The sequence below is a fragment of the Bifidobacterium sp. wkB344 genome (assembly GCF_003688305.1).
GTDB lineage: Bacteria > Actinomycetota > Actinomycetes > Actinomycetales > Bifidobacteriaceae > Bombiscardovia > Bombiscardovia mizhiensis.
This window is the reverse complement of sequence record NZ_NPOQ01000009.1, coordinates 28,958-50,944: the sequence shown is the minus strand read 5'-3', so window position 1 is coordinate 50,944 and position 21,987 is coordinate 28,958. Positions and strand designations below refer to the sequence as shown.

Below are 21,987 nucleotides of genomic sequence, written 5' to 3'. Positions count from 1 at the left end.
AAATACGCTCATCAGGTGAAAGCAGGAGCTACCAAGCCAGATCGATGCCAGGGGTAACAGGCTCGGGAATCAGGCGGATGCCGAAGGTGGAATCCACGCCTTTCTGGATGGCACGGGCCAGGGCCACCATGTCATCGGAACCGGCACCTCCGCGGTTGGTCAAAGCCAGTGTGTGTACGTCGGACAGGGCGGCAGCCGACGTCTCCTCCAGGGCGAATCCCTTGTGGAAGCCTGAATGATCGATCAGCCAAGCCGCTGAGGTCTTGACCAACGCTGAGTCTTCGACAGGATAGCGCGGGGCATCCACCGGTAGGGCATCCGCGGCCTCAGGGCTGATGATCGGATTGGTGAAGAAACTCCCGCAACTATGACGGTCAAGCAGCACCCGCTCGCCCCTGGGGCCGTGAAGGTCATCCTGGACTGCCTCCAGAGCTTCTTCCAGGTCGGAGGTTCGACGGCAGGATCCCATCCAATCGGTCAGGTACCGGTAGGGATCCTCCAGCATCCCCTTGCCTGCTCTGACGGTCAGAACCGCCCGGCGGATCCGCTCCAGGGGAAGGGTTGCCCCAACCTCCACACCCAAGGCCTTAGCCAGCTGGGCGGAACCCACCTGAGCGGCGGACCCATGTCGTAGGACCAGGGTAACCGAAAGGACCACGTAGCGCGGCGTGGGGAAGAACCGTGCGTCAGGCACAGCCGGCGCCTGATACATGGTCTGCTTGAGCAGGGAGGTCCTGTATCCGAAATCCAGATCCGAGGCCCGCAGATAGGCAGTGACCTTGTCCTGGCGGTCCCAGACCTCGACCGAGTCAACCAGGCGGCCGACCTCCTGGCCGTATGCGCCGATGTTCTGGACCACCGAGGCCCCGACAGTCCCGGGGATGCCGGATAGGCCCTCTACCCCGATCAGGTGCATGCGCACGCAGTAGGAGACCAGATCATCCCAGTTGGTCCCAGCCGTTGCGTTAATGTGAACAACAGGAGCACCACCTTCAGGCGGAGCCACCTCGTCGGGCACGCTGATGTCCTGACGGGTGTCACGCACAACCACGCCGGGAAAATCCTGGTCGGAGGCCAGCAGGTTGGATCCCCCGCCGATCAGGCAGAGGGGCAACCCCTTGGAATCCGCGTCCTCCACAGCCTCGATCATGCCCACACGGCTTTGGGGCTGAACGAAGGCGGCCATGCTCCCGCCCACACCCACAGTGGTGATATCGGCAAAGGTCGGAATGGTGTCTCTGGAGGATACGTCAGACATGCAATTCACTGTATCATCGTTCCCTTATGAGGGCCTCTCCCGAGCAGGAGCCATGCCAGACCTGAAATGCCCTTGTCGCCCTTGGCGATCATCAATCGGTCATACTCGGATAGCAAAGCAAGGACATCAAGGTGACTGCGAAGTCCTGTCTGACCCCCCTATCAGCTTTTCCTATAGCTTTCGCAAGACCCGCGCAGGGTCAGGGGACGATTAGCGGCGATAGATATTACCTATATGCCAGGTCGTTGACGGGCCTGCTTCCTGGGGGTTTTATGTGACAAGAGCTTTGGGAAGGGGAATCTCCAAAGCCCTGTTTCCGGACGAAGGGCACCGGAACCACCTGGACACCTGACCGGGCGTTCATAGGACACATACCAGGAAATGAGCATGCAATGACAGAAGACAGAAGAACCCAGTTCCACCAGATAGCCCATGGCCAGGGGAACCAAGCCTGGCTGACCTCCGCCTGGCAGCACCACATCGGACACGAGTACGGTGCTGAGAATTTTGCCGCAGCCACCTTGGACTTCGTTCGCAAGTGGGATTGGGACTGGGTCAAGATCAACCCGAGGGCCATCTACTACGCCGAGGTCTGGGACGCAGTCTACGACAAGGATCACTATGACTGGCTGATCCCGCGCACCGTCCGCACGGCCATCCAGGAGGCAGGGGATATCGCCCGCATCGATCACCGCGACCCCGAAACCAACAAGGTGCTCCAAGAGCAGATCCAAGCTGCCAGAGGCATCCGAGACGGCCTTGAGGACCGAGCAGTCATCGACACGGTCTTCTCCCCGCTCTCAGTCCTCCTTCAGTTGGCCGATCTCCCCCTCTATCCCGAGGGGCAGGGCTCCGCGCAGGAAGATGACAGGGGTCTGAACAGACAGACGCTGATCTTCGACCAGCCCGAGGCGGCCAAGTCGGCGCTGGACAACATCGCCCGGACCCTTGCCGACTACGCAGCCCTGCTGGTCAGCCGCAAGGAGCAGGGCGGGGCTGGTCTGGACGGCATCTTCTTCGCCGAGACGGGTCTGGCCAGCCATGGCTACTTCAACCAGGCGCAACTGGAGGAATGGGCCAAGCCCTATGACCGGATCGTGATCCAAGCAGTCAGACAGGCCAATCCGGAAGCCCTGGTCCTGGTGCATACCTGCCGGGAGGATGCCCATCCCGAAGAATTCACCGACCTGAATCCCGATTTTCTCCACTGGGACCAGTTCCGCCCAGGCAATCCTGAAATCAGCACCGACTTTCCAGCGGTACCCGTGGGAGGAGCCGACTTCGAACTCTTCAACCCAGGCGGCGATGTAAACCAGATCCGCGAGGAATTGGACCAGACCATCCAGGCTCGTCAAGGCCGTCCCTTCCTCCTGGCACCTTCATGCACCATTCCAACGCCCGCCGACGAGGAGGCCCTGCGGGTTCTGAGCGGAACCCGGGCCCCCAAGGAACTCTGAAGCCACAAACAACCCACCGACATCAACCGTCAAACTCCAAGGGAGACATCATGGTCATCACATCAAAGCAGCACCGGCAGCACAGTGGCACCATCAGGGCAATGGTTGCCCTCATGACCACCATGGCCATGGCCGGAGCGCTGTCGGCCTGCGGATTGGGAGGCGACAAGGGCTCCTCCGCAGGATCGTCAGACCATGTGACCATCGCTGCCATCTACCCTAAGACCGGTCTTTACGCCGAGTACGGAAAGATGTTCCAGCAGGGCTTCGACCTGGCCAAGGACCAGGTCAACAAGAAGGGCGGAATACAGGGCAAGCGCCTGGACATCGACTACTACGACACCCAATCAGATGCCAAACAGGATGCCGCCGTCGCCCCAAAGATCGCCTCCGATAAATCAGTCATCGCCGTTGTGGGCGACTACTCCTCGCCGGCCTCTTCAGCCGCATCGCCTATTTTCCAACAGGCCGGGCTGGTTCATTACGGCTTCAACAACTCCTCGCCGACCTTCACGAATTCGGGCGATCATGTATGGACACCTCAAATATCGCAGAAGACCTACCAAGAAGCCAACGCTGAGGCGGTGTCCAAGCGAGCCAAGAAGATCTCCGTCGTCTATATAGAAAACGACTGGGGGAAGGAATCCTTCCAGTACTTCAAGGAGGCTGCGGAACGGCTCGGGGTGCAGATCGTCTACCAGTCCTCCTATCTGCCCGATTCCACGGACCTGACTCCAATACTGATCCCGGCCAAGAATGCCGCCCCCGAGGCCGTGGTGGACATCGGTTACGGACCAGATGGGGCGCTGATCGCCAACACCCTTCGGGACAAACTGGACTATAAGGGACCCTTCTTCGGCGGTCAGGAGACCAAGGAGTTCCTCTCCCTGACCGGAGCGAACGCCCAAGGGGCCATCATTACCGGCGTCTTTTCGGCAACAGGCACCAAGGATGCGAAAGCCAAAGCCTTCGTCAAGAGCTTTGAGGACCGGTATCACACCGTCCCCGGCAACTTCGAAATCACTGCCTACCAGGCCATCAAGGACCTGGCCTACGCGGGCGAGAAGACCAGCCCCACTAGGGAGGGCATCCAGGAGGCCCTAAGCAAGGTCAAGGACTTCCCGCTCTACCAGGGCCAGGGAGGGACTTTCCGGTTCAACACCAAGACCCGCCGGGCAGATACGATCAAGCCCATCCTCCTTCAGGTGGATCAGGGCAAATTCAAACAGATCGAGGAGTGAGCAGCGATCATGGTCGAGACGCTCTTTTCCGGACTCATCCACGGCGGCGTATACGCCCTGGCCGCCGTGGGTATGTCCCTGGTCTTCGGAGTGACCAATGTGGCCAACTTCGCACAAGGATCCCTGGTAGCGGTCGGGATGATGACGGCCTGGTGGGTAGGCTCCTCCCTAGGCTGGGGACTCGTTCCCACCATCCTGGCCGTCGTCCTGGTCACGGGCCTGGTCGGCCTGATCACCAACCTCCTGGTCATCACTCCCCTGGAGGGTCGGCAACCGATCGCCTCCCTCCTGGGCACCGTGGGTCTAGGACAGGTCCTGGATAACGGGATGCAGCTGATCTTTGGCTCTCAGACCAGGCCCTTCCCCCAGCTGTTGCCCACCCACAACCTGCATGCGCTGGGCATCAGCTTCGGCACCTCCGACCTGGTCATGGGTCTGGTGGCCCTGGCCAGCATGGCTGCGCTCTGGGCCTTCCTGACCTACGGCAGGACCGGACAGGCCATCAGGGCCACCTCCCAGGATTCCCAGGCCGCATTGCAGATGGGAGTACCGGTCACCTCCATTCGCACCATAGCCTTCGTTATCGGCTCGGTCTTGGCTGGTATCGCCGGAATTTTCATCGGTCTGTTCAAGACGAATATCAACCCCATGGACGGCAACGCCATCGGCATGACGGCCTTGGTGGCCGCCGCCATCGGCGGACTGGGCTCCATCCCCGGAGCCATTATCGGCGGCCTGGTACTGGGTTTGGCCGAGGCCGTAGGCGTAGGACTCTTCGGCGATGGTGTGCATGATCTAATCACCTTCGGCACCCTTCTGCTGGTTCTGATCCTCAAACCCTCAGGATTCCTGGGCCGCAAGGCAGACATGGGCAAGGAGCCCATGACCGGAACCCTCCCGGAAGCCGCCAGACCCATCCGACTGCCACTTTGGGCCAACCTCGGCCTTGCGGCAGCCGCTCTGGCCACCCCCTTCATTTTCTCCGACCATCTGGCCGGCATCGGGACCCAGGTTGCCATATACGCCATTGCCGCAGTGGGCCTGACGCTGATCTCGGGCTCGGCCGGGCAGACCATACTGGGGTTGGCGGGACCTGTGGCCGTGGGAGCCTACGCTTCGGCTCTATTGACCATGCGTCTGCATTGGCCTTTCACGCTCTCCCTGCTGGGCGCGGCTGTCATCGCCGCCCTGGCCGCATCCCTGCTGACATTCCCGGTATGGAAGCTCAGTGGCCACTATGTGGCTATCGCCACCATAGGGGTGGGAGCAGTCATGGTCGCCATCATCCGCATCTGGGAACCTCTGACCAGGGGCTCGCTAGGTCTGCAGGGCATTCCGCTGCCAACATTCCTGGGCAAGCCGCTCTACACCCAGCAGATGCAGTACCTACTGGACCTGATCGTTCTTCTACTAGTCCTCGCAGTGATCTCTCGGATCAGGTCCTCACACCTGGGTCACGTCTTCGAAGCCATCGGCGAGGACGGACAAGCGGCCTGGTCCCTGGGGATCAGGACAGGGGCCTACAAGGCGCTGGCCTACGCCCTGGCATGCGGATCGGCGGGTATCGCTGGTGCTCTGCTGGCGCACCAATACACCTACATCGATCCGACCCTCTTCAACCCGACCATGTCGACCCTGATTCTGACCATCATCGTCCTGGGCGGCATGAAGTCCCCGACCGGAGCCGTGATCGGCTCCCTGATCCTGGTAGGGGCCCCTGAACTGCTGCGCATCCTGCCCGAGGTGAGAATCATGGCCTACGGACTCGTCCTGATCATCTTCATCATCTGCAGACCACAGGGTCTGTTCTCAACCAAAAGGAGGGCATGATGACGGGCAGCCGACACAATACCGAACCCGTACGCGACAGTCCCGATCAGCCCCTGCTCAGCGTGCGCAATCTGAGCAAGAGCTTCCAGGGACTGCAGGCAGTGGCCGAGGTGAACATGGATCTGGCATCCGGCCAGGTGATAGGCATTATCGGCCCCAACGGATCAGGCAAGTCCACGACCATCAACCTGATCTGCGGCTTTCTCAAGCCCGACTCGGGCCAGATCAGCCTTAAGGAACGCACCGTGACCGGCCTGCCCGCTACGGACATGGCCGAGCAGGGGGTGTCCCGCACCTTCCAGAACGGCAGGGTCTTTCCGACCATGAGCGTTGAGGAGAATGTGGCTGTAGGGTTCCATAGACGCCTGGAAGCCCGCAGACCCTTTCGCCGCCTGGAGCGGTGGCCCATCCTGCGATGGATCCCCCTGCTGACGCAGACCTGGCTGACGCTGATGCCCGGTCCCGCCTGCCGGAGGGAGGCGGTCGTCGAGCGCAAGGCCGTCCAGTCCGAAATCGACAGATTCAGCGAGCGCCTGGAGGAACATCGCACCCAGGCCGCCTACACACTCTCCTACGCCAACCGGCGCCGCACTGAGATAGCCAGAGCCCACGTCAGCTCCCCCGACATCCTGGTTTTGGACGAGCCCACGGCAGGAATGAACCAGTCGGAGACGGCCGAGGTGCTGCAACAGCTCCTGGAGCTCAAGGCCCACGGGCAGACCATGCTCCTGGTGGAGCACAAGATCGACCTTATCGAAGCACTGTGCGACCAGGTCATCGCCATGGACGGCGGCAGGATCATCGCCTCCGGACCTCCCAAGCAGGTCAGTGCCGATCCCCGCGTCATCGCCGCATACCTGGGCGACCGCAGACCCCGCAACGATGCCCCCATGAACGGGCAGGCAGATGTTCTGGCCCGGCAGAACGCCCTGGCTCCGGCCACCGTTGTAGAACCGATCGATGGCCAGGATTCCGACAGCACAGGAACCAAGCTAAAAACCAAAGCTGAGTCGTCTGATGACAATGAGGGGAAGCCAACCACCGAGGGGGATCGAACCTTGCTCTCCCTGGATGCCGTGGATGTGAGCTATGGCCCGGTCAAGGCCCTGGACCATGTCAGTCTTCGCGTTCCCCAAGGCGGCATCGTCTCCCTCCTGGGCGGAAACGCTTCAGGCAAGTCCACAACCATGAAGACCATCCTGGGCCTGCTCGCTCCAAAGGAGGGAACCATCCGTTTGGATGGACGGGAAATCACCCACACCCCCACCAAGGATCGGGTCCGTTCCGGAATCGCCTCGGTGCCTGAGGCGAGAAGGGTCTTCGCCGCCATGAGCGTGGAAGAGAACCTGCGCATGGGTGCCTACACCCAAAGGGAACGCAGTCAGATTGAGCAGGATCTGGAAGCTATATATGAGCGCTTCCCCCGCCTGGCCGAACGTCGTGGGCAGCAGGCCGGCACCCTTTCAGGAGGCGAACAGCAGATGCTGGCCTTCGGCAGGGCCCTGATGAGCCATCCCCGGTTGATATGCATGGACGAGCCGACCATGGGTCTCTCCCCCAAGCTGGTCGACCAGGTGCTTGAGCAGATCGCCTCCCTTCGGGACCAGTTGGGCATCTCCATCCTTCTGGTCGAGCAGCAGGCCGAGCTGGCCCTGTCCATCGCCGACTACGGGTACGTGCTGCAGAACGGCCTGATCCGTCTGGAGGGGCCCGCCCGACAGCTCTTGAATGATGAACGTGTCCGCCAGGCATACCTGGGCAAGGCAACCTCCCGATAGCGGGCAATAAGGAACACCTATGAGCGGAGCCTTGCCCGAGACCCTGAAAGAAGATTCGATGGTGGGCTAGCGAAGGATTCACGACCGGACATAAGCAGAGGAAGACACCCGCATGAGCAAAGGATTTGCAACAAAAGCCGTCCATGACGGCTATGACTGTCAAAGCCAGGGCGGAGGCGCGGCCAGCGTCCCCATCTACCAGTCGGCAGCTTTTGACATGGTCACCGCCGACCGGGGCGATGCCCTGGCCGCCGGCGAAATTCAAGGGTTCTCTTACTCACGCCTGGCCAACCCCACGGTCAAGGTCCTGGAGGAGCGTCTGGCCAGTCTGGAGGGTGGCAAGGGGGCTGTGGCCATGGCTTCAGGGATGGCCGCCGTGTCATCCACCCTCATGTGCGCAGCCGAAGGTGGCGGGAGGCTGATCTCCCCTGTCGATCTTTATGGAACCTCCGTGGATACCATGAAGACCTTCTTTCCCAACTTCGGCATTGAAACGGATTTTGTGGACGACATCAACGATCTTGACGCGGTGGAATCCCTGATCCAGGACAACACCAGGGCCATCTTCGCCGAGTCCGTGGCCAATCCGTCCACGGCCATAGCTGACATCCCCGGCCTGGCCGACCTGGCCCATCGGCATGGGCTGGCCCTGATCATCGACAATACGGTGCCCACACCGTACCTGCTCAACCCGATCGACTTCGGTGCCGACATCGTCGTCCATTCGACCACCAAGGGGATCAGCGGCCATGGCAACTCCCTGGGCGGGGTCATCGTGGATGCAGGACGGTTCGACTGGGGCAACGGCCGCTTCCCGCAGATGAGCCAGCCCGAACTGATCATCAGCGACGAGCGGCACGGGTCCATGGTCAGCTTTCTGGATGCCTTCGGCAAGATGGCCTTCCTCCGCAGAGTCCATACCAAGTACCTGCACACCTTCGGAGCGGTCATGAGTCCCTTCACCGCCTACCTGCAGCTGACCGGCCTTGAGACTCTGCCCCAGCGGGTCGCCACCGAGGTGAAGACAGCGACCACTCTGGCCCGCCACCTGCTGACCATTCCCCAGGTGGAGCAGGTCAACTATTCGGGCATTCCCGAGGGTCGGCACCAAGGGAATGCAGACCAGCAGGACCGCCTGGCCTCGACCCTGCTGCCCAAGGGTGTCGGCACGATCCTCTCCTTCAAGGTCCAAGGAGGCTATGAGCAGGTCAAGCGCATCGTGGACTCGGTGCATCTCATGAGCTACATGCCTAACATCGGCGACTGTCGCACCCTGATTGTGGACCCGGCCAGGATCACCCACAGGGAGGTTCCAGAACCCTACCGCCTCAGCGCCGGTGTGGGCGACGACCTGATTCGAATCTCCGCAGGCCTGGAGAACCCGGACGACCTGATCGCCGATCTGGATCAGGCATTTGCGACCGCCTACCAGGGCACTCTCTAAGGCTGAGTCCCCTACATCACCAAACCCGTTCTGCTCCCAGCAGTATCTTCAGATAATGCGGAGTAGGCATATAGGCAGATTTGCATAAAGAAGAACCTGTACATAAAAAAAGGACCCGGCCAAATGGTCGGGTCCTGATGAAGCCAGAAGACGGGAAGAACTCAGCGGGTCTCCCGGTGCAGGGTATGCTTGCCGCAACGGGGGCAGAACTTCTTGAGCTCCAGACGGTCAGGAGTGTTACGACGGTTCTTGGTCGTAATGTAATTACGCTCCTTGCACACGGTGCACGCCAGCGTAATGCCAGGACGGATATCTGCGGCTTTTGCCATGGTTCACCTCTATAGTCGTTGCACGACCGACGTATGTCGGCCACAGTAGCGAGGAAGAGACTCGAACTCTTGACCTTACGATTATGAGTCGTACGCTCTAGCCAGCTGAGCTACCCCGCCAGAGAGCCTCGGGTGAGAATCGGACTCACGACCTCTTCCTTACCAAGGAAGTGCTCTGCCACTGAGCTACCGAGGCGTGGCGGATAGAGGATTCGAACCTCTGAAGCATTACGCGGCTGATTTACAGTCAGCTCCCTTTGACCGCTTGGGAAATCCGCCATGTCGCACTAGAACCGGAGCTCCGTACGGCAACTTGCCTATAATGACATGTTTTTCTGTTTTCCGCAAGTCCCGCTCCAACGTCGTGTCTTCCGTGTCAGAGCGGGACAGACAGGTTAGAAATCCCAGTCGTCGTCGTCCGTCTCCACGGCCTTGCCCATGACGTAGGAGGAGCCCGAGCCGGAGAAGAAATCGTGATTCTCGTCGGCGTTGGGGCTCAGGGATGCGATGATGGCAGGATTCACATCGGTGGTGTCCGAGGGGAAGAGGGCGGGATAGCCCAGGTTCATCAGGGCCTTGTTGCCGTTGTAACGCAGGAACTTGGTAACATCCTCCACCAGGCCCACCCCGGAGTACAGGCTCTCGGTGTATTCCACCTCGTTGTCGTACAGGTCGCCCAGGAGCTCGTAGGTGTAGTCGCTCATGGCCTGGCGCTCGGAGTCGGAGACCTTGGCCAGCCCCTTCTGGTACTTGTAGCCGATGTAGTAGCCATGCACGGCCTCGTCACGGATGATCAGACGGATCAGATCGGCCGTGTTGGTCAGCTTGGCATGACTGGAGAAGTACATGGGCAGGTAGAAGCCCGAGTAGAAGAGGAAGGACTCCAGCAGGGTGGAGGCCACCTTGCGCTTCAGGGGGTTGTCGCCCTCGTAGTAGTCCAGGACAATCTGGGCCTTGCGCTGGAGGAACTCGTTGTGCTCGCTCCACTCGAAGGCGGCATCGATCTGAGGGGTGGAAGCCAGAGTCGAGAAAATGGAGGAGTAGGACTTGGCATGGACCGACTCCATGAAGGCGATGTTGGTGTAAACAGCCTCCTCATGAGGGGTCAGTGCATCCGGGATCAGGCTGACGGCACCCACGGTCCCCTGGATGGTGTCCAGAAGGGTCAGTCCGGTGAAGACCCGCATGGTCAGAGTGTGCTCCTCCTCGCTCATGGCCTGCCAGGAGGGCAGATCATTGCTGACGGGAACCTTCTCGGGCAGCCAGAAGTTGCCGGTCAGACGATCCCAGACCTCCAGGTCCTTCTCGTCCTCCAGACGGTTCCAGTTGATGGCGGAGACCCGGTCGATCAGCTTCAGCGGCTGCCGGGGAATGGAAATGGGTGGGACCATGGTTGATTGCTCCTTGTTGGATAGGTGTTCGACAGTGCGAAGCGGATCACGACTGGACCGTCAGTCTACCGCATGGACGGACCCGGCCTGTGGATGTGGATACCAAAGGGCCGGCGCCGCCCTCAAAGACGGCACCGACCTGGGATTGCATATGCCTTGGGGCAGACGCCTTAGAGCATGCAGCTGACGCAGCCCTCGACCTCGGTGCCCTCCAGCGCCTGCTGGCGGATCCTGATGTAGTAGAGGGTCTTGATCCCCTTGCGCCAGGCGTAGATCTGAGCCTTGTTCAGGTCGCGGGTGGTGGCCGTGTCAGGGAAGAAGAGGGTCAGCGAGAGCCCCTGATCCACATGCTGGGTGGCCTCGGCGTAGGTGTCCACGATCTTCTTCCAGCCGATCTCGTAGGCATCCTCGAAGTAGTCCAGGTTCTCGTTGGTCATGTAGGGAGCCGGGTAGTAGACGCGCCCGATCTTGCCCTCCTTGCGGATCTCGATCTTGGAGGCGATCGGGTGGATGGAGCTGGTGGAGTGGTTGATGTAGGAGATGGACCCGGTCGGGGGGACGGCCTGGAGGTTCTGGTTGTAGATGCCGTCCTTGAGGATGGCCGCCTGAAGCTCCTTCCAGTCCTCAACCGTGGGGATGTGGACCTGGTACTGGTCGAAGAGGTCCTTGATCCGCCGGGTCCTGGGCTCCAGGGAACGGCTGCCATCGGTGTACTTGTCGAAGTAGTTCCCCTGGCCTGCCGGCTTGGCGTAGTCGGACTTGGCGAAGGAGGCGAAGGCCTTCCCCCGCTCCACGGCCAGGGCGTGGGAGGCCCTGTAGGCGTGGTAGGCCACGGTCATGAAGTACATGTCCGTGAAGTCCAGCCCCTCCTCGGATCCGTAGTGGATGCCCTCGCGTGCCAGGAAGCCATGGAGGTTCATCTGCCCCAGGCCGATGGCATGGCCCTCATCGTTGCCCCGCTTGATGGAGGGGACAGCCTCGATGTTGGTGTGGTCGGAGACGGAGGTCAATGCCCGCACCGAGGTCTCGACCGTGTCGGCCAGTCCGCCGTCCATGGCCTTGGCGATGTTCAGGGACCCCAGGTTGCATGAGATGTCGCGACCGATATGCTCATAGTCCAGGTTCTCGGAGTAGGTGCTGGGCTCCTGGACCTGCAGGATCTCCGAGCAGAGGTTGGACATGGTGATCCGGCCGTCGATGGGGTTGGCCTTGTTGACCGTGTCCTCGAAGAGGATGTAGGGGTAGCCGGACTCGAACTGGATCTCGGCCAGGGTCATGAAGAAGTCACGGGCGTCGATGTACTTCTTGTGAATCCGCTTGTCCTTGACCATCTCCTCGTAGTGCTCGGTGATGGAGATGTCAGCAAAGGGCTTGCCGTAGACCCGCTCCACGTCGTAGGGCGAGAAGAGAGCCATGGGCTCCTTGCGCTTGGCCAGCTCGAAGGTGATGTCGGGGATGACCACGCCCAGGGCCAGGGACTTGATGCGGATCTTCTCGTCCGCGTTCTCCCGCTTGGTATCCAGGAAGCGCATGATATCAGGATGGTGGGCCGACAGGTAGACGGCGCCGGCACCCTGGCGGGCACCCAGCTGGTTGGCATAGGAGAAGGAGTCCTCCAGGAGCTTCATGACCGGGACCACGCCGCTGGACTGGTTCTCGATGTGCTTGATGGGTGCACCCATCTCACGCAGGTTGCTGAGCAGCAGGGCCACGCCGCCGCCCCTCTTGGACAGCTGCAGGGCGGCGTTGACACCACGGGAGATGGACTCCATGTTGTCCTCGATACGCACCAGGAAGCAGGAGACCGGCTCGCCGCGCTGGGCCTTGCCCAGGTTCAGGAAGGTGGGGGTGGCGGGCTGGAAGCGTCCGGAGATGATCTCATCCGTGTACTTCATGGCGGCCTGCTCGTCCCCGTCGGCCAGCTCCAGGGCCACGGCCACGCAGCGCTGGGGGAAGTCCTCCAGGTAGCGCTTGCCGTCGAAGGTCTTCAGCGCATAGGAGGTGTAGAACTTGAAGGCACCCAGGAAGGTTTCGAATTCGAAGCCGCTCTCGGCTGCATGCTGATAGATCTTGTCCAGGAACTCCGGGGTGTAACGATCAAAAACCTTCCGGTCGTAGTACTCGTGATCCAGGAGGTAGGCAATCCTCTCGGCCGTGGAGGGGAAGGTCATGGTGTTGGGCCGCACGTGCCGATCCATGTACTGGCGCTCGGCCTCGTGGTCCTTGTCAAACTGAATCCTGCCGTCCTTGTCGTACAGATTCAGCATGGCGTTCAGGGCATGGTAGTCGTGAGCCGGATCGAAGGTCTCCTCATCCTCGGATGCGGTCCTATCCAGGGCCAGGGACGTGTCCTCGTTTGCTCCCATCGGGTGTCCTTTCATGAGTATTGCGGTGATAGTGCGTGTAATGAAATTGGCTCAGGACTCGGGGTGGTTGCGGAAGAAATCCACAACCCCACGGCGAACCTTCTCCTGGTCCTCCTTGGTGCCCATGAGCTCGAAATAGTAGAGGAAGGGTACATTGCACTTGCGGGAGATGATGTCCCCCGCCATGCAGAAGGCCTCCCCGAAGTTGGTGTTGCCCGAGGCGATGACCCCACGGATGCCGGCCCGGTTGGCCGGATCGTTCAGAAAGCGCTTGATCTGCGGCATGACCGCCTTCTTGGCTGATCCGCCCCCATAGGTGGGAACGATCAGAATGTAGGGCTGTCGAATGTTGAGCGGCGGATCCTTGGGCCTCAGAGGGATACGGAAGACGTCAATCCCCTCGTCATCCAAATGGCAGTTGGCGATGAACCGGGCGGTGTTGCGCGAGGCCGACGAGAAGTAGACCACGGCCCCCAGGCGCTGACCCTGGGCGGCGAACTCGGGAGCGCTGAGCTCCGAATCAGTTCCGGCGGTCTGCTGTTGCTCCATGCTTCCTCCTGATCAGGCCATCCAGAGCCTGTCTTGACGGTGATGCCCGCCCTGAGGACGGACCGATCAGAACCCGCCCAGCGCGAGCCTGAACTACTATATGTGCTGTTGATATCGGAAACGGTGAGCATATCTAGGGTTTTCTGTGCCCAATATCACACCGGTTCCGATTCGTTCAGAAGTCCCAGTCGTCGTCGTCCGTGGACTCGGAGTGCCCCATGACGTAGGAGGAGCCCGAACCCGAGAAGAAATCGTGGTTCTCGTTGGCCGATGGCGATAGGGCCGCCAGGATCTCCGAACTGACATCGGTCTGGTCGGCTGCGAACCGGGCCGGATAGCCCAGGTTCATCAGCGCCTTGTTGGCATTGTAGCGAACGAAGGCGAAGACATCCTCGACGAAGGGGAATCCCTCATAGATCTGCCCCGAGTAGACCATCTCCAGGTCGTAGAGCTTGTCCAGCAAATCGTTGGTGAACTTCTCCAGCATGGCCTGGTCGGCCTGGGTCCTCTCCTCCAGACCCCGCTGATACTTGTAGCCCGAGTAATAGCCATGGATGGCCTTGTCGCGCAGGATCAGCCGAATCATGTCGGCCGTGTTCATCAGCTTGGCATGACTGGAGAAGTAGAGGGGCAGGTAGAAGCCCGCGTAGAGCATGAGGGAGGAGAGCATGGTGGAGGCCACCTTGCGCTTCAGGGGATCCTCGCTGACGTACTCGTGCAGGACCGTATGGACGCGCTCCTGGAGGACGTCGTTGGCCACAGCCCAGCGGTAGGCCTTGTCGATCTCCTCACTGGAGCAGAGGGTGGAGAAGACCGAGGAGTAGGACCGGGCGTGGACAGACTGCATGAAGGCGATGTTGGTATAGATGGCCTGCTCCTGCTCGGTGCGGGCGTGATCGATCTGCACCAGCTCGCCGATGGTGGCCTGGGTGGTGTCCAGCATGGTCAGTCCGGTGAAGACGCGGACGGTGGTCTGACGCTCATGATCGGTCAGGGTGTTCCAGGATGGGATGTCGTTGGACAGCGGCACCTTTTCGGGCAGCCAGAAGTTGGAGACCAGGCGGTTCCAGACCTCCAGATCCTTCTCGTCGGTGATGTTGTTCCAGTTGACCGGACGGATCCTGGCTTCAGGGGTGACACGGTACTGGGGCGGGGTGATGGACTTGCGCATCATCTCGTCGTCGGCATAGACACCGGCCTCTGGCTTGGTGCTCTCTTTGGTGCTTTCCTGCTGGCTCATGACAAAACCGCCTTTCGTGAATCAGTCGACTGCTGCTGGAGCTGCACTCCCATTCCGGCCAAAATGGCTCTGACCGCCTGAACATCCTCCGAGGTGCCCAGCAGCTCGAAGCGATAGAGCTCGGGGACACCGCACCGGCGGGCTATCAGCGGGCCGGCCGCGCAATAGGCGCTGCCAAAATTCCGGTTACCCGAGGTGACGACCCCGCGGATCAGTCCGCAGTTGACCGGATTGTTCAGGAAGTGGATGACCTGCTTGGGCACGGCCCCCTTGGCTGACCCACCGCCATAGGTGGGCACCAGCAGAAGGTAGGGCGCATCCATAACAGGCATGGGCTGGCGCCGCTCGTACAGGGGGATACGGATGGGCTCCTCCACGCCCAGCCGCTGTACAAAGCGGTGGGTGTTGTTGGAGACGCTGGAGAAATACACCAGCCTGGAGGCACCATCGGGAGGATCGTGCCGATCCATATCTGCTGAAGACATAGGGACTGCTGCTCCTTGGTAAACACTATATATTGGATTGACTTGGCCAGCCAACCACAATATATAGGTTTATCCAAGACGACACAAGTTCACAGAAGCAAAACCGCCTCCGCTGTGAGATTCCATACAAGGACGGAGACGGCAAGCATTTGCCTTTACACTCGCACCATGGCGACCGTCAGTCAGAGATTGGCCCCTGCGGCAGACCCTGTCGCCGCAGGTCGGCGCAAACCTCCAGGACCCGGTCGTTGGCCTCCCGCTCCCCCACGGTGATGCGGATGCCCTCACCAGGGAAGGTTCTGACCGACAGGCCTGCATCGCGGAAACGCTGATCAGCCTGCGTGGCGGCCTGACCCAGAGGCAGCCAGTAGTAGTTGGCTCGAGGTTGGGGGATATTCCATCCCTGCTCCTGCAAACCAGCCAGGATTCTGGCCCGTTCCTGCTTGAGTGCCTGGACCCGTTCGGCCAGGCGGTCCTGTGCGTCCAGGCTGGCCATTGCCGCCGTCTGGGCCACATCGGAGACGCCGAAGGGCAGGGCCACCTTGTTCATGCCGGCAATGATCGGCTCGGCAGCCACGGCGTATCCAATCCGCAGCCCCGCCAGTCCGTAGGCCTTGGAGAAGGTCCGGGCCACTATCACATTGGGATGCTCGCGCATGAGCGACAATCCGTCGGCGCGGTCAGGGTCGTCGTTGAACTGTATATAGGCCTCGTCAAAGAGCACCGGCAGGTCGGTGGGCAGGGCCTGCAGCAGACGTTCGGCCTGGTCGCGGTCGACGTTGGTCGCAGTCGGATTGTTGGGATTGTTGACGATGACCAGTCTGGTGTGGTCGTTGACCGCGGCGATCATGGCATCGATGTCATGCCGCCCCTCTTTATCCAAGGGCACAGGCACCCCTGTGGCTCCAGCCGAGGTGACGATGATGGGATAGGCCTCGAAACTGCGCCAGGGATAGACCACCTGGTCGCCATGGCCGGCCACCAGGTCAACCAGCTGGGTAATGACCTCAGTGGACCCGCATCCCAGCTGGATACATGCGGGATCCACCCCGTGCAGCTGGGCCAGCCGCTCTACCAGACGGGTGCCACGCATATCCGGATAACGGTTCAGATGGCCCAAGGCCTGTTCGGAGACGGTCTGAACCACGCCCGGCAGGGGCGGATAGGGGTTTTCGTTGCTGGAGATCTTGTAGCTGGTCAACCCGGGAACGGCTGGTGCCGGGCTGCCCTGCCGGTATCCGGGAAGGGAATCAATGCTGGCGCGATGACGATAGTACATGGGCACCATGCTAGTGGCCGCCATATGCTCCTGCGGTGTCTGTTCCGCTGCACGGTCCTCCCGAGACGCGAATGGCCCCCGGTCCTTGCGCAGGACCAGGGGCCACTATCACCGTCTCTTTACTTGAGGATGGCCAGAACGTCGCGCGCGGACACGATCAGGTAGTCCTCGCCGCCGTAGTTGACCTCGGTGCCGCCGTACTTGGAGTACAGAACCTTGTCGCCAACCTTGACATCCATGGGGATGCGCTCGCCCTTGTCGTCACGACGGCCGGGGCCTGCCGCCAGCACCTCGCCCTGCTGGGGCTTCTCCTTGGCGGTATCGGGGATGACCAGCCCGGAAGCGGTCTTGGTCTCCGCCTCAGCCTGCTTGATGACGATCTTGTCTTCCAACGGTGTGAGTGAAATCGACACTGTGGACCTCCTACATCTTGTGAGAACAGCCAATGAACCCACGCCGGAACGTCGATGAGAGGCTGACGAACACTCACCACGCATTCCTTTGCGCTACAAGTCATAGTAGCGCGAAATTAGCACTCTGCCAACTTGAGTGCTAACGCTGGTGGTGAAAGAATGATCGCCGATTGGTCCCTCAGGACTTGTCTGCCGGACGACGCCGAGCCAATATGGCCTCCACACCGATGGACAGGGAGTCCTCGCTGCGGTCGGGCACCTCGACCTGAGCCTGCATCTCCCTCTTGTGAAAGTCGTCGGGCTGCCCATCGGCCTTCTTCTTCTCGGGGGGACGGGCCACGGAGACCTGCCGGGTGGACTTGATCTCCAGGCTGTGAGGACCCTCGTCTTCGTTATTCTTGCCGCCCTTGTCCGATCCCTCACCACGGGCTGAACCCAGGGAGAAGGAGATCAGATCCTGGCCCGCCGCCATGCCGAAGGCGTCCAAGGCCGGAGAGGGATTGATGCGCTTGAGTTCATTGGTGGCATCGTCCTGAGCCTTTGCTGAGGACGATGATCCCCCGGATGTGGAGGACTGAGCCGACGAAGCTGAGTGCACTTTGCCGGCAGACGCAGAGGCCGATCCAGACTTGCCTGACCGGGTAGCAGCGGATTGCACGGATGCCGACTGCGGAGAGGCAACTGACTTGCCCACTGACGACTTGGGCGCTGCTGGCTTGGAGGCAGCCTTTTGAGCCCTTGAAGATTTGGTAGTTGCCGGCTTCGAAGCCTCCGGTCGAGAAGCCGTTTGTTTGGCTGGGGTCCGTTCAGAGGCTTTCTTGGTAGTGGACGGCTTGTTCGACATATGTGCGGTCTGTGCGGCTGTCTTCTCGCTCGACTTGACGGACCCGGCCGAACTCTTGGCCTTGCTGCTACTGACTGCAGACTTCGCAGGCTTGGCCGAATTGTGCTGCCTGGCCTTGAGGGCTGCCTGCTGATCAGCCTTGGCCTGGGCCAGCGTTTGACGAATCTCACCCTGATCAAGCACATCCGTGGCAGTTTCCGTGCCGCCTCCATTCTTGGCCTGCCCAGGTTTGCTGGGGGTCCTGCTCTTAGTCAGAATGGCTGCCTGCTGACGACGCTGCCGGGCACGCCGCTGGGCTAAATTGCGCTCCCAGGCTCGGGCCTGGGCCGAAGCATGCGCGCCAGCGACCAACACCACTACCACCAGCGCCAGGGGAATCAGAGTAAACCATGGGCTGTAGTCCATAAGGAAGGAGCAACCAGCCACCAGCAGGGTGACGACCAAGAGGGCAAGGACCAGGATGCGACGACGACGTATGGCCGCGCGGCGCAACTGTCTGATCTGCTTGATGCGCTGGGCTTGACTGCGCCGGTTGCCATCCTGCTGCCCTTGCTGCATGACCAACCCTTTCACCGTCCTCGACTGCCTGTCGCAGAACCTCATGCCGTCTTCCCGACCCACCATATGCAGGGAGGTGGAAAGCCTGTCCTGGCGATGCTCCGAGGCCCGCTTCATGCCCTTGACGGTGCGAAACGGCAACCAACCCAGCACCAGAATCACTGCAATCACCAAAACCACGATGCTGCTGAGTGATTCATAAACCATAGGTACTACGTTAGTTGACGGTATGCCCCAAGCGGCAAGTCAAACTCAGCGTGTCGACCATGTCCGTCCCAGGGGCTCATAGACGAGCCAGCAAATCCGGATCGAATTGGTCGCTGATCCAGGCAAAGGTCAGGTGGTCCCGCCACTGTCCGTTGACATACATGTAACTGCGGCGCAGCCCCTCCGGCTCCATGCCCAGCTTCTGGACTACGCGCAGGGATCGTTCGTTTTCAGGCAGAATCGCCACCTCAAGCCGGTGCAGATGGGGTCCCCTCCTGTCTCTGAATGCCCAGTCAGCCAGCATGGCCAGAGCCAGGGGTGCGAACCCATGACCAATCCAATCCTGATCCACCCAGTAGCCCGCTGTCGCTGTACGCATGGATCCGTAGCGGATGGCGCCCAGGGAAATCTGCCCCACGATGCTCTGATGAAACTCCATCAGAAAGACCGCGGAAGTGCCCTCCTGCCGGGCACGCTCCAGCTCCTGCATCCACTGAGCATAGGTCATGCCAGGCCCGTGGCGGGGATCCCCTGACTCCCACGGGGCCAGCCAATCGCGATTTCTCCATCGGACCGCGTTCCAGGCTGCTTGGTCGCCCTCGCGGATGGGCCTCAGTAGGAAGTCCCCATGACCCGGGGGCGCAGTCAGACCGTCAGGCAAATCCAGGGCATGGTCCGAACGGGCTCGGGAACCCTGCCAGACCTGGCGGAAGGTATGCAGAACCGACATGACTCCATGTTCTCACCGAACGGCAGCTGAGGCAGACATGCGTCCACCAGGGAGAACCCCCTGCTGGTAGAACTGAGGACATGAACGAGCAGGAACGCATCGATAGGGACAAGCAGGATCGACGCAGCCGGCTGCTTGAAGCCCGACGACGTATCGACCCGACCCAGTGCCTGGACGCAGGGCGCAAGCTTGCCGATCTGCTGGCAGGCCAGGTACTTGCCAGGGTCGAACGCTCCCGAGGCGGCCAAAGCCTGACCGTAGCTGCTTTTGCCTCCATTCGCGGGGAGATAGCCATGGACCCCAGCCTGGACCTGCTACTGGGCCGGGGCGACCAGGTGCTCATCCCCATGCTGGGAACAGGCACCCAGGTAGGTTGGGGTCGATTGCAATCCCGGCAGGATCTGGATGACATGAAGCGGATTCCAGGTTGGCGGCCTGACGAACCCGATATGCCTGCCCTGCCGGCACGGGTCTTGGGTAAGGCCGATCTGATTCTGGTGCCAGCGCTGGCCATCGACCATGCCGGCATTCGTCTGGGTCGGGGCGGCGGCTGGTATGACCGGGCTCTAGGCCTGCGTGCCGAACAGTCCCCAGTGGTGGGCATCTGCTGGCCCGGCGAATTCGTGGAAGCCCCCCTGCCCCATCTGGACCATGATCTCCCCGTGGATGCAGTCCTGACGCCTGAAGGTTTCACGCCCACAGCCACAGGTCTGTCACGAAGGCCCGGCACAGACCATAATGGTGATGAACAAGGCTGACGAGAGGCCCGGTACCGATTCTTCTGGTCGAAGCCACCACTAGGATATTGGGTGTTGAACCAATCGTCGCGCGAACCGACCATCAGCGGAGGGAAAGAACGGTGCCCACCTATCATTATCGCTGCAAGAACTGCGGATACGACTTCACCAAGGAGCAGTCCTTCAACGACGAACCCATCACCATCTGCCCCAAGTGCGGGCAACAGCAGGTCCGTAAGATCTTCTCCGCAGTGCCCATCGAGTTCAAGGGCCATGGCTTCTACCGGACCGATGGAGCCTCATCCTCTTCTTCGAGCTCCACAAGCAGCAAGTAGACCAAGAGGCACATTCGACCACATCGACCATGCAGACCCTGACGCCGGCCAAGCTTCTGGCAGGCTGGGGACATGGTCGATTTTTCTATTTTCAGCAACAAGGGTAAGCCTTCAGCGGCAGCCGGATCCCTGACCCGCCGACGGCGACTTTTTCGGCTGAGGCGCCTGGGGACCGCCCTGGCATTGGGGCTGGCAGTTTTCTGCACCTTGCAGATCCTGACCCAGGCCCAGGGCCGCCTGTCTATACTGGTCGCCGCACGACCCATTGCACGAGGATCAGCCATCGAACCTGCCATGGTTGAAACGCGGATCATGCATGGCAGGGAAGGTCTGCCCGGCCTGATCTCCTCGTTTGCACAAGTCCGCGGACGGCGGCTGATGATCAGCGTCCATTCGGGGCAACCGCTGACCACGGCCATGATCAGTAGCAGACCGGCACAGCCACCCGGAACGACCCCGGTGACGGTCCGCCTTGCCGACGATCCGGGCAACCTGCAGGCTGGCGACCAGGTGAGTTTGCTGGCTTCGGGGAACTGCCCAGCCGCCGCCAGCCCGCATCCCGCCCAAGACCGACCAGGTTCTGATAGGACGCCAGGGATTCCCCATAGCCAGCAAGCCAGCGACCTGCAGACACCTACTTCCGGGCAGGCCTCAGACGGCGGACACTGCATGATAGCCGAGAAAGCTCTGGCGCTACAACCGGCGCAGACAATCCCCAGGGACCGATCCGACCCGGAAGGACGGGAGGGCGACCAAGTCCGGCAAGCGTCCCAGGCCGTCTTCGCCCTGAACGCTGGTCAGGCTCTACTCTTGTTGTCGCTGGATCCATCCACCCCCGTCATCGCCATCCGCCCCGACAACACTCCCGCACCAACACCCTCTAATCATGTCGGAAAACCGAAACCATTCTGGGCCCGCGATAATGGAGGAAGAAGCAGGCATGGGCACTCCATGCCTCACATCAGCTACGGAAGGATGCAGGATGGCCTCGATCAATCAGGTGGCGGCCAAGGATACCGCCGAAGCAGTCCACAAAATCTCACAGATCAGCAACAAAGGCGTGCTGGGCGAATTCAAGCAGTTCATCTCGCGCGGATCCATGGTGGATATGGCCGTGGGCGTGGTCATGGGTTCGGCGGTGACCAGCGTGGTCAACGCCATCGTCAACAATCTGATCAGCCCGCTGATCGCCATGATCTTCGGCAAACCGGACCTGTCAGGACTCCTGACCATCAGCTACCGGAACGCCACTATTTCCTTTGGTGCTATTCTGACGGCTCTGCTCAACTTCCTCTTGATCGCCATCGCCGTCTACTTCTGCATCATCATGCCCATCAACAAGCTGCGGCAACTGAGCCGGGCAGCCTCGGGCATCAAGGACCAGCCCAATGCACCCAGCCCGCAAGACCAGAGCCTGCAGTTGCTTCGCCAGATCGCCGACGATATCCACCGGTCAACAGGTGCAGACAGGCAACAGGACGGAACCGAACTGCCCAAGGGTCAGGATTAGGATCAG

19 protein-coding genes, 3 tRNA genes and 1 pseudogene are annotated in these 21,987 nt (G+C 60.9%); 9 read left to right on the top strand and 14 right to left on the bottom strand.

What is annotated here, in order from left to right; all coding sequences use genetic code 11:
* Nucleotides 1-28: 28 nt before the first annotated feature.
* Entirely contained in the window at nucleotides 29-1,258 is a 1,230-nt protein-coding gene (locus CI601_RS01640; RefSeq protein ID WP_121914072.1) for an FAD-binding protein, read from the bottom strand.
* A 392-nt stretch (nucleotides 1,259-1,650) separates the two neighbouring features.
* Here CI601_RS01640 and CI601_RS01635 point away from each other — a divergent pair, with 392 nt between their 5' ends.
* From CI601_RS01635 to CI601_RS01615, 5 genes are all read left to right on the top strand, one after another.
* A complete protein-coding gene (locus CI601_RS01635) occupies nucleotides 1,651-2,715 on the top strand; it encodes a uroporphyrinogen decarboxylase family protein (RefSeq protein WP_121914071.1) in 1,065 nt (354 codons plus the stop codon).
* 50 nt (nucleotides 2,716-2,765) lie between these two features.
* Nucleotides 2,766-3,956 (top strand): ABC transporter substrate-binding protein, encoded by a 1,191-nt coding sequence (locus CI601_RS01630; protein WP_024626802.1) that lies wholly within the window; start codon nucleotides 2,766-2,768, stop codon nucleotides 3,954-3,956.
* 9 nt (nucleotides 3,957-3,965) lie between these two features.
* Nucleotides 3,966-5,786 carry an ABC transporter permease gene (locus CI601_RS01625; protein WP_121914070.1) on the top strand — a complete coding sequence of 607 codons (1,821 nt, stop codon included), beginning with the start codon at nucleotides 3,966-3,968 and terminating at the stop codon, nucleotides 5,784-5,786.
* Nucleotides 5,783-7,564, top strand: coding sequence for an ATP-binding cassette domain-containing protein (locus CI601_RS01620; protein ID WP_081709206.1), 1,782 nt, complete (start codon nucleotides 5,783-5,785; stop codon nucleotides 7,562-7,564). Before CI601_RS01625 ends, CI601_RS01620 begins: the two co-directional genes overlap by 4 nt.
* A 112-nt stretch (nucleotides 7,565-7,676) precedes the next feature.
* Nucleotides 7,677-9,008 carry an O-acetylhomoserine aminocarboxypropyltransferase/cysteine synthase family protein gene (locus CI601_RS01615; RefSeq protein WP_024626805.1) on the top strand — a complete coding sequence of 444 codons (1,332 nt, stop codon included), beginning with the start codon at nucleotides 7,677-7,679 and terminating at the stop codon, nucleotides 9,006-9,008.
* Between the two features lie 161 nt (nucleotides 9,009-9,169).
* On the opposite strand, the gene rpmG is transcribed toward CI601_RS01615, so the two are convergent.
* From rpmG to CI601_RS01550, 13 genes are all read right to left on the bottom strand, one after another.
* Nucleotides 9,170-9,337 (bottom strand): 50S ribosomal protein L33, encoded by a 168-nt coding sequence (gene rpmG, locus CI601_RS01610; protein ID WP_015022386.1) that lies wholly within the window; start codon nucleotides 9,335-9,337, stop codon nucleotides 9,170-9,172.
* A gap of 46 nt (nucleotides 9,338-9,383) precedes the next feature.
* Nucleotides 9,384-9,457, bottom strand: a tRNA-Met gene (locus CI601_RS01605).
* 4 nt (nucleotides 9,458-9,461) lie between these two features.
* A tRNA-Thr gene (locus CI601_RS01600) sits at nucleotides 9,462-9,533 on the bottom strand.
* Between the two features lies 1 nt (nucleotide 9,534).
* A tRNA-Tyr gene (locus tag CI601_RS01595) sits at nucleotides 9,535-9,616 on the bottom strand.
* A gap of 116 nt (nucleotides 9,617-9,732) precedes the next feature.
* Nucleotides 9,733-10,728 (bottom strand): class 1b ribonucleoside-diphosphate reductase subunit beta, encoded by a 996-nt coding sequence (gene nrdF / locus CI601_RS01590; RefSeq protein WP_029678084.1) that lies wholly within the window; start codon nucleotides 10,726-10,728, stop codon nucleotides 9,733-9,735.
* Nucleotides 10,729-10,898: 170 nt separating this feature from the next.
* Nucleotides 10,899-13,094 (bottom strand): class 1b ribonucleoside-diphosphate reductase subunit alpha, encoded by a 2,196-nt coding sequence (gene nrdE / locus CI601_RS01585; RefSeq protein ID WP_121914069.1) that lies wholly within the window; start codon nucleotides 13,092-13,094, stop codon nucleotides 10,899-10,901.
* 51 nt (nucleotides 13,095-13,145) lie between these two features.
* Nucleotides 13,146-13,643 carry a class Ib ribonucleoside-diphosphate reductase assembly flavoprotein NrdI gene (gene nrdI, locus CI601_RS01580; protein WP_015022389.1) on the bottom strand — a complete coding sequence of 166 codons (498 nt, stop codon included), beginning with the start codon at nucleotides 13,641-13,643 and terminating at the stop codon, nucleotides 13,146-13,148.
* Between the two features lie 175 nt (nucleotides 13,644-13,818).
* Nucleotides 13,819-14,814, bottom strand: coding sequence for a class 1b ribonucleoside-diphosphate reductase subunit beta (gene nrdF, locus CI601_RS01575; RefSeq protein ID WP_259465295.1), 996 nt, complete (start codon nucleotides 14,812-14,814; stop codon nucleotides 13,819-13,821).
* Between the two features lie 65 nt (nucleotides 14,815-14,879).
* Nucleotides 14,880-15,368: a class Ib ribonucleoside-diphosphate reductase assembly flavoprotein NrdI gene (gene nrdI / locus CI601_RS01570; RefSeq protein WP_024626810.1), complete on the bottom strand. Its 489-nt coding sequence runs from the start codon at nucleotides 15,366-15,368 to the stop codon at nucleotides 14,880-14,882.
* 178 nt (nucleotides 15,369-15,546) lie between these two features.
* Nucleotides 15,547-16,647 carry a histidinol-phosphate transaminase gene (locus CI601_RS01565; protein ID WP_024626811.1) on the bottom strand — a complete coding sequence of 367 codons (1,101 nt, stop codon included), beginning with the start codon at nucleotides 16,645-16,647 and terminating at the stop codon, nucleotides 15,547-15,549.
* A gap of 119 nt (nucleotides 16,648-16,766) precedes the next feature.
* Nucleotides 16,767-17,060: a co-chaperone GroES gene (groES, locus tag CI601_RS01560; RefSeq protein WP_015022393.1), complete on the bottom strand. Its 294-nt coding sequence runs from the start codon at nucleotides 17,058-17,060 to the stop codon at nucleotides 16,767-16,769.
* A 178-nt stretch (nucleotides 17,061-17,238) separates the two neighbouring features.
* Nucleotides 17,239-18,669: a hypothetical protein gene (locus CI601_RS01555; RefSeq protein WP_121914066.1), complete on the bottom strand. Its 1,431-nt coding sequence runs from the start codon at nucleotides 18,667-18,669 to the stop codon at nucleotides 17,239-17,241.
* Between the two features lie 76 nt (nucleotides 18,670-18,745).
* Complete coding sequence (locus tag CI601_RS01550) at nucleotides 18,746-19,399, bottom strand: GNAT family N-acetyltransferase (RefSeq protein WP_024626813.1); 654 nt, start codon at nucleotides 19,397-19,399, stop codon at nucleotides 18,746-18,748.
* 80 nt (nucleotides 19,400-19,479) lie between these two features.
* Between CI601_RS01550 and CI601_RS01545 the strand changes: the two genes are divergently transcribed.
* From CI601_RS01545 to CI601_RS01530, 4 genes and pseudogenes are all read left to right on the top strand, one after another.
* Nucleotides 19,480-20,157, top strand: coding sequence for a 5-formyltetrahydrofolate cyclo-ligase (locus tag CI601_RS01545; protein ID WP_024626814.1), 678 nt, complete (start codon nucleotides 19,480-19,482; stop codon nucleotides 20,155-20,157).
* 101 nt (nucleotides 20,158-20,258) lie between these two features.
* A complete protein-coding gene (locus CI601_RS01540) occupies nucleotides 20,259-20,471 on the top strand; it encodes an FmdB family zinc ribbon protein (RefSeq protein ID WP_024626815.1) in 213 nt (70 codons plus the stop codon).
* A gap of 72 nt (nucleotides 20,472-20,543) precedes the next feature.
* Nucleotides 20,544-20,882: pseudogene (locus tag CI601_RS08595) on the top strand (SAF domain-containing protein); the annotation flags it as partial.
* Between the two features lie 688 nt (nucleotides 20,883-21,570).
* Nucleotides 21,571-21,981: an MscL family protein gene (locus tag CI601_RS01530; protein WP_395947996.1), complete on the top strand. Its 411-nt coding sequence runs from the start codon at nucleotides 21,571-21,573 to the stop codon at nucleotides 21,979-21,981.
* Nucleotides 21,982-21,987: the final 6 nt, after the last annotated feature.

Bases quoted from the DNA above. Each gene is read 5' to 3' on its own strand.
- CI601_RS01640 (WP_121914072.1), bottom strand. From the start codon at position 1,258: ATGTCTGACGTATCCTCCAGAGACACCATTCCGACCTTTGCCGATATC.
- CI601_RS01635 (WP_121914071.1), top strand. From the start codon at position 1,651: ATGACAGAAGACAGAAGAACCCAGTTCCACCAGATAGCCCATGGCCAG.
- CI601_RS01630 (WP_024626802.1), top strand. From the start codon at position 2,766: ATGGTCATCACATCAAAGCAGCACCGGCAGCACAGTGGCACCATCAGG.
- CI601_RS01625 (WP_121914070.1), top strand. From the start codon at position 3,966: ATGGTCGAGACGCTCTTTTCCGGACTCATCCACGGCGGCGTATACGCC.
- CI601_RS01620 (WP_081709206.1), top strand. From the start codon at position 5,783: ATGATGACGGGCAGCCGACACAATACCGAACCCGTACGCGACAGTCCC.
- CI601_RS01615 (WP_024626805.1), top strand. From the start codon at position 7,677: ATGAGCAAAGGATTTGCAACAAAAGCCGTCCATGACGGCTATGACTGT.
- rpmG (WP_015022386.1), bottom strand. From the start codon at position 9,337: ATGGCAAAAGCCGCAGATATCCGTCCTGGCATTACGCTGGCGTGCACC.
- nrdF (WP_029678084.1), bottom strand. From the start codon at position 10,728: ATGGTCCCACCCATTTCCATTCCCCGGCAGCCGCTGAAGCTGATCGAC.
- nrdE (WP_121914069.1), bottom strand. From the start codon at position 13,094: ATGGGAGCAAACGAGGACACGTCCCTGGCCCTGGATAGGACCGCATCC.
- nrdI (WP_015022389.1), bottom strand. From the start codon at position 13,643: ATGGAGCAACAGCAGACCGCCGGAACTGATTCGGAGCTCAGCGCTCCC.
- nrdF (WP_259465295.1), bottom strand. From the start codon at position 14,814: ATGCGCAAGTCCATCACCCCGCCCCAGTACCGTGTCACCCCTGAAGCC.
- nrdI (WP_024626810.1), bottom strand. From the start codon at position 15,368: ATGTCTTCAGCAGATATGGATCGGCACGATCCTCCCGATGGTGCCTCC.
- CI601_RS01565 (WP_024626811.1), bottom strand. From the start codon at position 16,647: ATGTACTATCGTCATCGCGCCAGCATTGATTCCCTTCCCGGATACCGG.
- CI601_RS01555 (WP_121914066.1), bottom strand. From the start codon at position 18,669: ATGGTTTATGAATCACTCAGCAGCATCGTGGTTTTGGTGATTGCAGTG.
- CI601_RS01550 (WP_024626813.1), bottom strand. From the start codon at position 19,399: ATGTCGGTTCTGCATACCTTCCGCCAGGTCTGGCAGGGTTCCCGAGCC.
- CI601_RS01545 (WP_024626814.1), top strand. From the start codon at position 19,480: ATGAACGAGCAGGAACGCATCGATAGGGACAAGCAGGATCGACGCAGC.
- CI601_RS01530 (WP_395947996.1), top strand. From the start codon at position 21,571: ATGGTGGATATGGCCGTGGGCGTGGTCATGGGTTCGGCGGTGACCAGC.